General features: G+C 35.7%; 11 protein-coding genes. 4 read left to right on the top strand and 7 right to left on the bottom strand.

From position 1 onward, the window contains the following. Positions 1-44: 44 nt before the first annotated feature. Both K9N40_06915 and K9N40_06910 read right to left on the bottom strand, forming a co-directional pair. Positions 45-2,177: a patatin-like phospholipase family protein gene (locus K9N40_06915; protein MCF7814189.1), complete on the bottom strand. Its 2,133-nt coding sequence runs from the start codon at positions 2,175-2,177 to the stop codon at positions 45-47. Positions 2,178-2,237: 60 nt separating this feature from the next. Next, positions 2,238-4,529 carry a sodium-translocating pyrophosphatase gene (locus K9N40_06910; protein ID MCF7814188.1) on the bottom strand — a complete coding sequence of 764 codons (2,292 nt, stop codon included), beginning with the start codon at positions 4,527-4,529 and terminating at the stop codon, positions 2,238-2,240. 235 nt (positions 4,530-4,764) lie between these two features. Here K9N40_06910 and K9N40_06905 point away from each other — a divergent pair, with 235 nt between their 5' ends. The 4 genes from K9N40_06905 to K9N40_06890 all read left to right on the top strand — a co-directional run bounded on the left by K9N40_06905 (position 4,765) and on the right by K9N40_06890 (position 8,836). Further along, positions 4,765-5,280, top strand: a complete 516-nt coding sequence (locus tag K9N40_06905; protein ID MCF7814187.1) for a lipocalin family protein — start codon at positions 4,765-4,767, stop codon at positions 5,278-5,280. A 99-nt stretch (positions 5,281-5,379) separates the two neighbouring features. After that, on the top strand, positions 5,380-7,158 hold the full coding sequence (locus K9N40_06900) for a DegV family EDD domain-containing protein (GenBank protein MCF7814186.1): 1,779 nt from the start codon (positions 5,380-5,382) through the stop codon (positions 7,156-7,158). Then, positions 7,158-7,871: a hypothetical protein gene (locus K9N40_06895; protein MCF7814185.1), complete on the top strand. Its 714-nt coding sequence runs from the start codon at positions 7,158-7,160 to the stop codon at positions 7,869-7,871. The genes K9N40_06900 and K9N40_06895 overlap by 1 nt, the downstream gene beginning before the upstream one ends. Further along, entirely contained in the window at positions 7,868-8,836 is a 969-nt protein-coding gene (locus tag K9N40_06890) for a DUF523 and DUF1722 domain-containing protein (protein MCF7814184.1), read from the top strand. The genes K9N40_06895 and K9N40_06890 overlap by 4 nt, the downstream gene beginning before the upstream one ends. A gap of 75 nt (positions 8,837-8,911) precedes the next feature. Here the strand turns inward: K9N40_06890 and K9N40_06885 are convergent, their stop codons facing one another. The 5 genes from K9N40_06885 to K9N40_06865 form a co-directional block, all read right to left on the bottom strand. Further along, on the bottom strand, positions 8,912-11,500 hold the full coding sequence (locus tag K9N40_06885) for a carboxypeptidase regulatory-like domain-containing protein (protein MCF7814183.1): 2,589 nt from the start codon (positions 11,498-11,500) through the stop codon (positions 8,912-8,914). Between the two features lie 224 nt (positions 11,501-11,724). Beyond that, the gene (locus K9N40_06880) at positions 11,725-14,232 is read right to left on the bottom strand and encodes a T9SS type A sorting domain-containing protein (GenBank protein ID MCF7814182.1); all 2,508 of its coding nucleotides are present in this window, start codon (positions 14,230-14,232) and stop codon (positions 11,725-11,727) included. Positions 14,233-14,507: 275 nt separating this feature from the next. After that, positions 14,508-14,651 (bottom strand): hypothetical protein, encoded by a 144-nt coding sequence (locus tag K9N40_06875; GenBank protein MCF7814181.1) that lies wholly within the window; start codon positions 14,649-14,651, stop codon positions 14,508-14,510. 2 nt (positions 14,652-14,653) lie between these two features. Next, the gene (locus K9N40_06870) at positions 14,654-14,914 is read right to left on the bottom strand and encodes a hypothetical protein (GenBank protein MCF7814180.1); all 261 of its coding nucleotides are present in this window, start codon (positions 14,912-14,914) and stop codon (positions 14,654-14,656) included. A 1-nt stretch (position 14,915) separates the two neighbouring features. Then, positions 14,916-15,329, bottom strand: a complete 414-nt coding sequence (locus tag K9N40_06865) for a response regulator (GenBank protein ID MCF7814179.1) — start codon at positions 15,327-15,329, stop codon at positions 14,916-14,918. Positions 15,330-15,471 lie beyond the last annotated feature (142 nt).

Raw genomic sequence — 15,471 nt, 5'->3', positions numbered from 1 at the left:
TTTATAATATATGTTAAACGGTATATATTACAAGTTATGTTTTATCATCTCCTGGAAAATTCAAACTGATCGAATTCAAAACCAAAGGAGAAATAGTAATAGCCATTATATTCATCATCAAGAGCAGCAGCGATGCGAATTGGACCAATAATTGACCGGTAACCCAGAATCAATCCAGCACCTTTGTAGAGATATTTTTCCGGCTGCCAGTAATCTACATTGCCCAAGTTCAATATATTAATTTGCAGATCACAAAAGGCATTTTTTAAAAATTCAATGCGCAGAGCAGCAGTAGTAATTTTAAATATTGGAGCTACTTTTTCATTCCTGTGAAAACCCAGAAAGTCATCCAAACCACCAATATAAAATGGATCAAAATCATTCTCTTTTTTTTCGAAATGAGAGCCGTATTCAAATTTATATTTCATTGATAATTTTTTTGTAAATGGAAGAAGTAAGCGCAGCCTGGTATAGAAAGTTCGATTATTAAAATCGCTATAAAAATGATCTTTTGCTTCTGAATATTTAGTAAAGATCTCGGTTCCTTTCATAGGAAAAATATAATCATCCAGTTCCTCGTGCAGAATTTTGATTCCACCACCCGTGGAATGAAAATCCCGCTCAGTAAATTCTGCAATATCCTGATAGAGCTCTGTTCGATAATAATATGCGTAAAGCTCTGCTATCAATGCTTTTGTAGCAAATAGACCAATCCCGAAAGTGCCACCCATTTCCAGGGAGCGTACACTGTTGGTCTTCTGATGATCGGAATTATAGGAGAAAAGTATATACTCTTTTATGTAGGGAAATAACCTGAAATAAACACCAAAATGTTTACCAAAGTTCTTCACATAATCCAGATTGAATTCCTGTCGATCTCCCAATTGAAGATTCAATAGCAATTTGGAATTCTTCTGTACCACGTTATTCATCTTCAGAGTAACACCCAGATTTATCTCTTTCTGATCGTTGTAACAGAAATCCAAACCATATTTCATACGATTATTTTCTTTTAGTTTTATCGTAAGAATATATCTATCTTCTACCCGATCGATCACCGGATAAATAAAATTGAAAAGACCTGAATTATAGGCATTTTGGAAAGCATATTGAATTTCTTTCTTACTAAATTCCTGCCAGGAAGAAAGCCCCACAAATTCTCGAACTTTGGCATTGCTGAGGTAAATATTTCCTTCTACTCGAATTCGCGAAAATGTTAATTTTTCAGGTAACTGCTCCTGATTCTTTAAAATCTTTTTACTTTGTAATAATATTGGCTGTTTATTAAAATATTCTCTGGCAGCTTTTTCTCCCAGAGCAATAATCTCAGCTTTCTTATTGAAATCCATAATACTCATATTTTGCAATTCAGGTTGTATCAAAACGTCGCACAGTTTTTCAGATTTACCCACATTTTCTGTGATGCTTAAATTTACTGTCTGATCCAGAACATCGATCAGGGTTTGTAATTGTTCTTCATTTTTCAAACCGGAACTGGCTTTAATACCAATAATGAAATCTGCTCCCATTTCCTTCACAACTTCAGAAGGCAGATTGTTGGCAACACCACCATCGATGAAAAGCTGACCATCGATCTTGAAAGGTTGTAAGACAGATGGAAAGGACATTGTAGCACGAAGAGTTTCGTGTAGAACTCCCGAAGAAAAAACCTTGGTTCTGCCGGTTAAAATATCGGTAGCAATACATCTGAAGGGAATTTGAAGTTCATCAAAATCTCTAATATGAGAAAATTGATAAGTATTATCGAAGAAAATATTTATAAGATTATTACCGGATAAAAATGCTTGTGGTAGTTGTGGAAGCATATTCTTTCCAAGATCAAATGAATAATTTGCATAAGGTTTCCAGCGTTTGTTTCCGATGTAATAATTTTTTCGGTTGATGGTTTCATCGAAGATCTCTTCCCATTTCATATTCAGGAAAATATCTTCGATTTCTTCTGCTGTAAAACCGATGGAATAGAGCGCTCCGATCACCGCTCCGCTGCTGGTTCCGGCAATGTAATTGATCGGAATGTTCATCTCATCGATTACTTTGAGAACTCCAATATGAGCCAATCCGCGCGCACCGCCACCGCTTAATGCCAAGCCAATTTTCTGCTGACAAAAAAGAGTGCTAAAAAAAACTAAAACAACAAATATCAATATTTTCTTCATTAATTCATCACAAAAAAAGACGGGACTTTGCAGCCCCGTCCAAAATACAATTATTTTTCTTTAAAATTCTGTTGTATGAACAGGAACTTCAGATTTTTCCATTTCAATCACATGTTGTACATTCGCTTTATCTTTCTTTCCACTATATATCGCTTCGATCGCAGGAGAATATGCCACGATCAAACCAGCAAAGACAATACTTACCATGCTCATCAATTTTATCAAGATATTAATTGATGGACCGGCTGTATCTTTGAACGGATCGCCTACTGTATCACCAACAACAGCAGCCTTATGGAAATCAGAACCTTTACCACCATGAGCACCAGATTCAATATATTTTTTTGCATTATCCCAGGCTCCACCAGCATTATTCATCATAATAGCCATAACAAAACCTGTGGAAAGACCACCAGCTAAAAGACCAAGAACACCAGCAACACCCATTAGAAGACCAACAACAATAGGAGTTAGAATTCCCAGAAGTGCGGGAGCAACCATTTCTCTTTGTGCACCTTTAGTAGAGATTGCCACGCATTTAGCATATTCAGGTTCGCTTTTTCCTTCCATAATTCCAGGTATTTCTTTGAATTGACGACGTACTTCCGCAACCATATCACCAGCAGCTCTACCAACAGCCTTCATTGTAAGGGCAGCAAATACGAATGTAACCATCGCACCAACAAATATACCAACAAGGAATTTTGGATTCATCAGATTTATATTATAGAAATTCATGAAGTCTGCAATTGTAGCTTTGGTAGTTTCCACTGCAAACATCTCGCCATTTGCCATCAGAATATTCATAACTTTTTGTCCTGCAAATAGTAAACCTGTACGAACTTCTTCCAGATAAGCAGCTAAAAGCGCCATTGCTGTAAGAGCAGCAGAACCTATAGCAAATCCTTTTCCGGTTGCAGCTGTTGTGTTTCCCACACTATCCAGAGCATCTGTTCTTTGGCGAACTTCTTTGGGAAGTTGACTCATTTCTGCATTACCACCAGCATTGTCGGCGATAGGCCCAAATGCGTCCATGGCCAGAGTTACACCAAGCGTTGCCAGCATTCCCACAGCACCAAAACCGATTCCGTATAGTCCCATTTCCGGAGTTGTGAAACCACCACTGGCACTGAATGCTGCCATAATTCCAACACCAATAATTATAACCGGAGCAGCTGTAGATTTCATTCCCACTGCCAATCCATCGATAATTACTGTAGCAGGACCAAATTCACCTTGTTTGGCAATTCCACGTGTAGGTGCATAAGCATCAGAAGTTGACCTTTCTGTGAAATAACCTATCAAAATACCCGCGATCAAACCAATAATACTGGCGAAAAATACGCCAAGTGAATATTCTGCAGGAAGCATAAATTTCGTTACAAAAAATGCCACGATCGCAATCAGAATCGAACTTCCATAAACACCTTTATTCAAGGCAAACATCAATTCTTTAGTCCCGGCATCTTCTTTGGTGGAAACCATGTAAATTCCCAAAATGGAAAGGAAGGCACCAACACCAGCCAACACCATGGGAGCAGTTACGAATTTTATCGCCCATTCACTGTTATGGCCAAAAATCTGTGAAACGGCGGCCATTCCCAGAGCAGCAGTAGCCAGAATCGAGCCGGCATAAGATTCATAAAGGTCTGCGCCCATTCCAGCAACATCTCCTACATTATCGCCTACGTTATCGGCAATTGTGGCAGGATTTCTTGGATCATCTTCTGGAATTCCAGCTTCAACTTTTCCTACCAGGTCTGCACCGACATCAGCGGCTTTGGTGTAGATTCCTCCACCCAGACGAGCAAACAATGCCTGAGTAGATGCACCCATTCCAAAACTAAGCATGATAACAGTAATCGTGTGAAGAGGAACATCAAAAGCATTCAAAGCATAAAACCAGGCCGAAATATCTACCAGAGCCAAACCAACAACTACTAAGCCCATTACACCGCCAGCACGGAAAGCTACTTTAAGTCCTTTATTCAAACTTATTGAAGCTCCTTGAGCAGTTCTGTTCGATGCCAGAGTTGCAGTATTCATACCAATCCAGCCTGCCAGCCCACTGAAAAAACCACCTGTAAGAAAAGCCCATGGAATGAGCCAATGCAGCACATGAAGAACATGAGCCATGAAGTTGAAAGCAATAAACGCTACAACGAAGAAGATTCCCACACCTTTGTACTGCTGTTTCAGATAGGCAAATGCACCATCTCGAACATGCTTTGCAATTCTTTGCATCTCATCATTACCGGGATCTTGTTTTTTTACTGATTTGTAAAAAATAAATGCGAAAATTAATGCCATTATTGCACCAATAGGAGCAATATACCAGATTCCTGGAACCATTAATTACCTCCAATTCTTATTTTTTTTTAATATACTTAAAATTTAGGGTCAAAAAATGGTGTCGAGGTTATTTGTCAAGTCATTGAAAATTAAATGCGATAATAATAAATTTTGCGTTGAAATTACTTTTCGATTATAGTATATTTAAAATGTTATTTTGAAAGTGATTGACTTGAAAAGATCAATTTTAATATAATTGATTTTAGTTCTTTTAATTTGATTTACTGGAGAAGGTATGAAATATTTTGTAGTTTTATTGATGTTCATGATTTTATTAACTTCCTGCAAGGAGCATGATATGAAAACAGTTGAATATGTCGATATAAACAAGTTTATGGGCGATTGGTATGTAATTTCTATCATTCCGAATTTTATAGAAAAACATGCTATAAATGGAATTGAATCTTATGAGATCTTAGATGAAAATCGTGTAAAGATAGATTATAGATTTACAGATAAAAGAAATGGAAAAGTAAAACATATGCAGCCCAAAGCCTGGATATATGATAAAGAATCTTACTCTGAATGGAGAGTGCAATTTGTCTGGCCTATCAAATTCCCATATCTGATTATTGATCTTGCCGAAGATTACAGCTATACTGTAATTGGTGTACCGAATAAGAAATTTGTCTGGATCATGGCAAGGAAATCCTATTTACCCGATGAAACTTACTCAAAAATTTTAACTAACCTGCAAAGTGTTGGTTATGATATTTCCAAGATTAAGACAATGCCGCAGATCTGGGAGTAGAATTTTGACAGATATGAATGAGAAAATTTATTTAAATCTAACTCCCCTTAATCGCTCTTGGCAGGGGGAAAAGACGGAAAAAGGAGTTACCATAATTTCATGAAAATAAAATACTTGGATGGAAACAGGTTTTATGTAGCCATCAAAGCTGGAAGTGAAGCTGTTATCCAGAATCAGGCATATCTGAATAAAATAAATGTATTTCCTGTTCCTGATGCAGACACCGGAACGAACATGGCTTCTACCATGCGGTCTATTTTGGAAAGCAGCAAAGTATATCGCTCGCTGCAGAAAACCATTCGTTCTATTGCAGATTCAGCTCTACTGGGTGCACGAGGAAATTCTGGTATTATCTTCGCTCAGTTTATTCACGGATTAAGTCAGGAGCTGAAAAATCATCACAGTATCAGCGTGGAAATTTTTGCGCAATCTGTAAATAATGCTATTCAATATGTTTATGATTCTATTCTAGATCCGGTGGAAGGAACTATCATCACCGTGATGCATGACTGGGCAAAAGCTCTTGAAAAAAACAGCAAACGCTCGAAAGACTTTGTTCATCTTCTGAATGATTCTTTGAATGAAGCCAGAAAATCTCTGCAAAATACTCCAAAGCAACTAAAAGTTCTGGCAGAAGCAGGAGTTGTGGATGCTGGTGCCAACGGTTTTGTAAACTTTCTGGAAGGTATCTGCAATTTTATTCAAAAAGGAAAATTGAAAAGGATTTCACAAACAGAATTCAATACTATAAACGTTGAATCTACCTCAGAACATGTTTATATTCCGGGTAATCTACAATTTTGCACAGAAGCAATTTTAACAGATTCCAAGCTGACGCTGAAGGAATTACAAAATGAACTAAAACAATTCGGAGATTCTTTGATTGCTGCCGGTTCGCAGGAAAAACTTCATCTTCATATTCATACGGACAGGCCTGATAACCTTTTTGAAAAAGTTGCTGAACTCGGAAATATCAGTAAGATCAAAGTGGACGATATGCAGATGCAGTATCAGGTTAGTCATAATCGAAAATATCCCATTGCTCTTGTTACTGATTCTGCTTGCGATCTGCCGAAAGATATTATTGAAAAGTATCAGATCCTGCAGATACCTTTTAACATTCATTTTGGAGATACACCTTATCTGGATAAGCTCACGATCACGGCCGATCAATTTTACGATAAATTGAAAACCGACAAGATCCATCCCAAAAGTTCACAACCAAAGATCAGTACGATCTTGAATTTATTTTCCTTCCTTTCCGTACATTATAAAAAAATTCTGGCAATTCATATTTCCGATAAACTTTCCGGTGCTTATGGCATGAGTAAACAAATGGAAAAGAAGATTAATGACAGTGAACTCAAAGTTTTCAATTCCAAACAACTCACAGTGTCTGAAGGACTCATTGTTATGCGGGCTGCTCAAGCAATTGCAGATGGAATGAAGTTTGAAGATCTAACAACACAAATAGAAGATTGGATTGAGAAAACGGATATTCTGGTGGATGTGAACACCTTAAAATATATGGTTCGTGGTGGTCGAGTTTCTCCTCTTAAAGGAATGCTGGCAACCGCCTTGAACTTAAAACCGATCGTTTCACTTGATTCTGATGGTAAAGCCACAGCTGCAGGTAAATCTTTCAGTCGCAAAGCAAATATGAAGAAAATTCTTCAGATCCTTCAGAAAAAAGCTGAAAATACAGATATCTGGAATTATGCAATTGTTCATGCACAATCCAAAGAAAGAGCAGAACAATATGCCGAAAAACTTACCAGAATAATCGGGAAAGAACCTGCTTATATTATGGAACTTTCGCCGGTGGTGGGAGTTCATAATGGAATCGGTGCCATTGGAATCGGTATGATGGAGCAATAATGCGATATTTCTTAATTTTAGTTTTAGTTTTTTCAAGCTTTCTTTTATTTTCGGAAGATCTTTTTTTCTGTCGTGTTTACAAAATGGATTCAAATAAAGAAGATCTACTCTTCTTTCACTATAACGAACATATCCGAAATAAAGATCAAACGATTTTACGCCACTATTATGTTCGTCCTGATAGTACAGTTGCTACGATCGATGAGGTAATGTTGGAAAAAGGTGAATTCAAGCAATCCAAAGCAGATTTTCTGGAAGTGGATGAAACCGGAATGGTGATTCGTGATGGAGATCGGATGACTTTGAGTTTTCGCAAAGCAGATAAGAATAAAGAAAGAGAATTGGACTATCCTGCTGATCTGCTGGTAGGTCCGCTTTTCAACATTCATATCAAGAAAAACTGGGATAAATTAATAGAAGGTGAAAAAATCTACTTCAAACTTCCAGCTCCGGATATTCAGCAGGTAGCAACTTTTACCTTTCAAGAAGTAAAAAATTCCGAATACAACAAAGAAGGACACATTGTTTTTGAACTGGATGCCGCCAGTTTTTTTTTGCAATTACTGGTAAAACCAAGTTTTTTTGTTTATCAGATTTCATCCCAGAAATTAATGGAAATTCATGGTACCACGATTTTGCGAACAAAACAAAATGGGAAATGGCAAAATACTACCGACGTAAATATGTATTACGAATATTGGGATGATAAATGAAAAAAACAATAAGACCAAAAATAGTTGTTAGCAAGTGTATTGAATATGCAGCCTGTCGTTATAATGGATTAAAAATTTCCAGTCCGATCGTGCGAAAACTGCAGGAATTTGTTGATATCATTCCCGTATGCCCGGAAGTAGAAATTGGCTTGGGAATTCCCCGTGAAGCAGTGAGATTGGTGAAACAAGGCAACGAAATTAAGATGCTGAAATCGATGAGTGGTGACGATCACACCAAAGATATGCAGGATTTCAGTGAGAGATTTCTTTCTGGTTTGAATGTAATCGACGGATTCATTTTAAAAAGCAGATCGCCTTCCTGCGGCATTAAAGATGTAAAACTTTACAGACAAATTGGAAAAGTTCCCGCCATCAATACAAAAGCGATTGGTTTATTTGGCAAAGCAGTTTCAGGCAAATTCGGTTTTCTGGCTATCGAAGATGAAGGAAGGCTGACCAATCTTTTTATTCGAGAGCATTTTCTTACGAAATTGTACACTTTAGCTCGTTTTAGAGAACTGCCCAGAACTATGAAAAACCTGGTGGAATTCCATACTAAAAACAAGTATCTTTTCATGGCTTACAATCAAACTCAATTGAAACTGGCAGGCAAAATTGTAGCGAATCATGAAAAACTTAGCATTTCAGATGTATTTGAAAAATATGAAGAAGCGTTACATCGTATCTTCAGGAATTCTCCGAGGACATCAACCAACATCAATGTTTTGATGCACATTCTGGGTTATTTTTCCAAACAACTGATAACTGAAGAAAAATCATATTTTCTGGAACAGCTGGAGCTTTATCGAGCCAAACAAATTCCACTTATCGCAATTACTTCCATCCTGCAATCTTGGATCATTCGCTTCGATCAAAAATATTTGAAAGATCAAACCTATTTTGAACCATTTCCGCCAGAACTCATGCATATTACCGATTCTGGAAAAGGTAGAATTATCAAGTAATATTTATTTTGTTCTTAGTTTTTTTAATTTGCTCTATTTACTTCAACAACATGTGTCCTGTGAAATTCCGCAGGACTATTTCATCAGGAGCATCTTCTTTACTTCTACTTCTTCCCCATCGATTTTGAGTTTGGCAAAGTATTCACCTGTGGAAACGCGTTTGTTGTTGCTATCTTTACCATTCCAAATACATTCAAAATGACCAGCAGAAAGAAGTGAATTCAAAAGTGTTTTTACTTTTTGACCTTTGATATTGAAGATTTCCAGAGTCACAAACGAGGACGTTTGTGCTACGTTGAATGAGATTGTTGTAGTAGGATTGAAAGGATTGGGGTAATTGGATAGTTGAATATCTTCTGCATTTAGAATATCATCTATGTTTACTTCTGGAGTAAGAATAAAGTTTACTGTAGTTGTTTCTCCAAGATTGACAATAACATCTTCAATTATTGATATTTCATAGCCATCCATGTAACAAACTACATTGTAAGAACCTACTACTGTTTCCAGATTGTATTCTCCATCTTCATTTGTTAGGGTTGTGAAACTACCTGCAGAGATTTCTACATTTTCTAATAGATTTCCCATTGTATCAATAACATAACCTGAGATAAAACCAGACGCATAAGAAGATCCAAATTCATAACAACCCATATCGATGATTGCATCACCGTTTCCATCACCATCCCAGACACGTTGATTATAAAGCAAATCCCAAGGTGGAAGAAACAAACCTGTCGTATCCGGTGTTCCGGCATCAATACAGGGAGAAAATTCAGTTAACTGATAAGGATCATCTCCTGAAAGTAGAAATTGAGGATCTTCATCGATGTTGCCTTCGAGCCAGTTTATTACATTTGAATTATCGTCTGTATATATCGCTGATTCACCACCTTCAATGTTATTATAGGATGAGTATAAATAGCTTGGAGCACTAGCATATATATCGTAAAAAACACCTATTTCATAATTGCTGGGATTTCTTAAAATATTATTTTGACAGTACATATTTCCATTGAAACAAACACCATAATTGGAAGAATTATCAATAGCTGTGTTATTCGAGAAATAAATTGAACTTATAGGATTTGAATGGATATAGATTGAACCTCTTCCGAAGTTAGTTTGATTGTTAATAAAAAGATTGTTGGTAATATAAGTATCCCCGATTACATCATTATATTCATTAACTAATAATGCACTGGCATAGCCAAACCAAGTATTACTTGTTGCTGTATTATATTCAAATCTACAGTTATCAATTGAAATATCACCGTTACTCATAGCATAAAGACCTGCAGAACATGCCCTTGAACCAGTAGAAGAATTATTAGAGAACATACAATCTGTTGCTTTGAAAGAAGTTGTCTCGTTTATCCAAGCACCAGAATTACCACTATCTAGTGAATTACAATTATTTATTATCAGATTTTTTAATTCAATATCACCACCACCACCTGCACCTAATAATGCACAACCATTTTCTAAGGAAGTTAAATTTTCTAAAACAATATTTTCAAATTTTATATTATCGCAGAAGTATAATAATAATGAACTATGAAAATAAGTAGCATTTTGGAAGGTTAAATTTTTAATAATAGAATTATCATAATCTGCACTAGTTATGAAAAAAGAAGTGTATTCAGAATTTCCCTCAATTATTGTTGTGTACATATTATCACCTGAAATGTTGACATTTGCTTTGCAACCAAAAGGTAAGCTTTCTTGGTATTCATTAAAACTGTATATACCTTCAGCTAAAAAAATCGTGTTTGGATTAACTGGGTTTGATGCTACATTTCGTACTGCAAGATTAATTGTTTTTAATGGATCATCTGGAGAAAGACCTGAATTATTGTCATTCCCATTAGGAGAGACATATAAATCGTGATTTATAGGTTCAATAAGTGCATTTAATATGTCAAAATTATATGTAAAATTCCAATTTCCAGGAAAAATTTGAGCAAAATACCGATCAGGATTTGACACCGTAAATGTATCAACAATAACTTCTAAATTATTAAATTGGAGTGATTCAACAAACATATCAACACCGGAACCGGCAAAATTATCATAGATACTACACCTATTTGTTGGATCAAAGATAACTTGTGAATACCCACTGATACCAAGACCACCACCACTGCTGCAAGCGTAGTTTCTTCGGATAGAACAACCAGACAGATACACGTCACCATCAATAATGCGAATGCCACCTGTAGTATTTTGTGAATAATTTTTTGTAATTACGCAGTTTATAATATCGCATTCAATTAGAATTGGATAATCACCATAAATTGATATACCACCACCATAGTAAGGATTATCATATTCGCCTTGTCCATTTGTAATTGTGAAACCTCTTAGGATTGTATTTTGTTCACCGGATACTAAGCTAACACAACTAGTTTGCTTTTGACCATCTATAACAGTCTGTGAGATATATTGGGGATCATTTGTTATCATTTCAAGACTAGCAAGAATTACATTCTTTCCGTTAAAATTAATATTTTCGTAGTATGTGCCAGGATAAACAAGAACCGTGTCACCATGTGTAGATGCATTGATACCTTGCTGGATTGATGTAAAGTCACCCGTGCCGTCTTGTTTGATGTGCCAGGTGGTACTGGATAGCAACGAACTAAAACTAACAAAGACTAACAAAAGAAATAGTTTGGATTTGATTTTTAACCCCCTGTCTGATTTTAAGCTTCCCTTTTCAAGGGGAGTACGAGGGTTTTTGTAAGAAAAAAATATTTGTTCCTAAATTCATAAAACCCCCTTTAATTCCCCCTTATGAAGGGGGACTGAAAAATAACCTTGCGAAGGTCGAGAATCTTTGAATGTTAAACAACCTTCGCAAGGATTTCGCAAACAAGATGTTTGCGTTACTTTAACATTAATATTTTCTTCTTGATTGTTTGAGATGAAGTGGTAATCTGATATAAGTAAACACCACTGGAAACGGATTTTCCTGTGCTGTCTGTGCCATCCCAGATTAAATTATAATTACCTGACGATTGTGTACCATCGGCAAGAACTTTTACTTTTTGACCTTTAAGATTATAGATACTCAATTGGACATGATCATCTATAGGTAAATTATAGTATATCGAAGTTGAAGGGTTGAAAGGATTGGGTGAATTCGAGATTGTTAGTTCATTGGATTGAGGAGTATTGTTATTTCCAGGTTCTGAATTAAATGATATGTAATAATGTTCTTGTTTATCATATTCCAAGTTAATTGTTGTAGTCTCACGATAACCTGATTCCTCATCATAAACTGTATATTCATTAAACCTTTGACGTGATCCTCTTTCGTAATAGGCAAATTCAATTTCGATTTCACCACTTTGAGCTTCGGTTATGTAAGTACATACATTCTCAAAATCATGCTGAACAACACGAGCACCTACACATTCATCATCTAGAAAAACACCAATTTCATCAGGAAGATCATTTTCGTTAAGATCAATATAGATAGGAATGTAATCTGCTTCTTCAGTGTATTCATAAAGATGTGATTGCAGAACAATAAATGGTTCAGTTCTTTCCGGATCGGGCCAACTGAAATCATCTATACCTTCTTCACAATCTAAAATAACCATATCTCCAGCACTTAAAGTATATCCTACATCTGGCCAACCATTATTATATTTTACACTCCAGTCCTGATGTGTTATGGATTTGATATTGTCATCGAGATAACCATTGAAAGCATCGTATATGTGTTGAGAATCTTCAAGGAAATAACCGATCCAGTCTTCATCAGCATCAATATCGAAAGTTGTCTCAGGCTCACATCTTTCACCGTAAATATCGAAATCGTCATCTGCATCCATTTCAATTTTATAACCTTTTGGACTAGTTACTTCATAGGTAGGATTAGACCAAATAGTTCCATTATAGCTAAATAATGTGCCTTCTTGATCCCCATGATCAAGATTATCCTTAATATCATATAACAAATTCTGAACTTGGTTATTTGTTGAAGGATTTACTGAATGAAGAATATCAAAACTTAGCCAAGTCCAACCACAATGTGGAAGTGTATATGGACCACTGAAAGAGTAAGTTTTTGTTTCATAGTCTGTTACTATGCCGTATAAAAAACCACCGTTACCCCAAACATTTGCATGGACAGCTTTACCACCAAATGAACAATATGAAGCATCATCTGAAATACTTACTTTAAAAACTGATCCATCAGTGCTAACTGTATAGATTGGAGTACTAGATAATTTATTGAACATATAGAAATCTGGTCCGTTTCCACTAATAGGACCCCAACTACCTACAGCTATTAAAGTGCCATCCCATGAAATATCCAAGTCATAAACAACATGGCCAATACTTGTATAACTCCATAATGGAGTTGAAGATGAAGATGCGAAACAAATTATCCCTCCACCTCTTGAGTTATCATTAAATACCTGCAAAGTACCGACAACAATTGTTGAGCCATCACCAGAAATACTAGCAGAAAAACCCCATGAATGGGTTTGACTTGGCGAAATATATGGTATAGTATATTGCCAATCAAGTGTATATGTATCATTTACATCATCGTATTCAAACACCCTTAACCTATTCTGGTTAGATTCTGCAAATACTAAAAAATTACCATCTTCCGATAGTTCTGCTTCAGAATTTGTATAACTTGTTGAGCTAAAAAACACTTCATCTCCATCAGCAGCTTCCAAAACTGCTATTCCATCTACCATAGAAACCAGAACGTAATCTTTTTCTTCGTTATATTGAAGGCCTTTGACTTTGAATGCTTGAGTAGAATATTCTTCAGACCAAACTAATGTGCTATTATCGACATCGTAACATCTAACATCAATTAAATTTGTACTTCTTTCAACAACAACAAAGAAATATTCTTCATCATTAGTACAATCTACTTTTAAAACTTTTGGTAAGCTGGCAAGAGACCAATTTGGTGTATTTGACTGTTCATCAAATAGTTTTAAATCATCATCACAACCCGATGGTATAACAGTACCATTATCAGTTATATTAGTACGATATTCATAACCGACAGCTAAATTTGTGCCATTATATGAACTTGACCATTGTTGATTGGGGCTTTCATCGAAAGCATTCAAAACAATATGCTTGTTGTTTGTATGCCACTCTGATATGCTATAATTAGCACTAGCAGAAACTTTAGTATCTTTCAAAATAGCTGTATTATCATAATTTTCGTAATCCACTGTAAAATCTGATGTGGAAAATGTAGAAGAGCTCATGGATTGAGTTACTCCATTGGTATCGTATGAATTATCCAGCTGACCTGTAGTAGTATTACAAGATTCAGATTCACGTGTTATTGAACCTAAACTAATAACCATCAATATAGCTATTATAATAGCAAAAATTTTCTTCTTCATTTTTTTCTCCTTTTTTGTTATTTTAATCATGAAGCAAAGGAGAATCACTTCAAATCTATTTTACAGATATTCAATAACATATCATCTTCCATAAGAATTGAGCAAAAATAAGTCAATCAGTTTTATTTTTGCAGATTTTATAAAAATCAACCCTCTCTCAGTAAATCAATAAGATTGCTACCCAGCAAAAAAACATCACAATCTATGCACCCACCGGATAAATTAATAGGATTACGAAGATCTATCTGCTCGCCTTCCAGCAATTCTATCAACATTTAATAAACCTTCACCGAATCATCGAATTCATTCACATTCAAAGCTCTGACAGCAACTGTTTGCCCGGTTTCATCATTCCACTGCCATTCTTCTTTCAATTCCAGCTGAAAATTTCTTTTCACTGTTTGAACTTCATAAATCATAATTACCCCAAATAGGAAGAAATGTGTCTTCCTTCAATATAAATTCTACCTGTACACAATCCTTTGGAAAGCGCTTCCGACCTTAGAATATCTACGGTTCTATTTTGCAGAAGTTCTTTCAATTTCATCATCAGGAAAACATAATTCTCACTGTTTTTGATTAAATATAAAATCCTGCGATCAATCAGCATTTTGGTAACGTTATCATCGAATTGTATTCGAAATACATCCGGCCGTAAAATCTCTTTGATTTTTGCTTTCATTTCAACAAATCTTTTTCTTATAAATATCCTTTTCTATTTCAGCTTCTTCCGAAAATTCATTTTTGCAAGATCTGGCATGCAGATTCATCAATTCTTCGATATCTTCCAATTCAAATGGTTTGGTAATATATCCGGCAGGATTTACGACAGACGCTCTAAGAAGTGTATGATCATCATTGAAAGCACTGCAAAAGATGATCCTGATATTGTGTTTTTCTATAATCATTTTTGCAGTGTCTATTCCGTCTAAATCACCCTTCAGATCGATATCCATAAAAATCAAATCAGGTTTCTTCTGCTTTGCAATATCAATTGCATCTTCTCCGGATGCTGTAATTGCAATTACTTTGTGACCAAATGTTTGTAAAAGCATTTTCAAATCTTCCGCAACGATTCTTTCATTTTCTGTTATCAATACTCTAGTGACCCGTCAATCATCGATTGTCGGATAGAGACGTTTCAATTTAACTCGTGAATCTTGGGTGGTAAACTGCCAGTTTATAGAGCATTCTTTTTTGTTTCTTGCTTTTGTCCATGCTGCTACCTGGCTGGACAGC

The sequence above is a fragment of the Candidatus Cloacimonadota bacterium genome, assembly GCA_021734245.1.
Lineage (GTDB): Bacteria > Cloacimonadota > Cloacimonadia > Cloacimonadales > TCS61 > B137-G9.
Note: the sequence above shows the minus strand (reverse complement) of the source record. Positions and strands in the feature narration are given on the sequence as shown.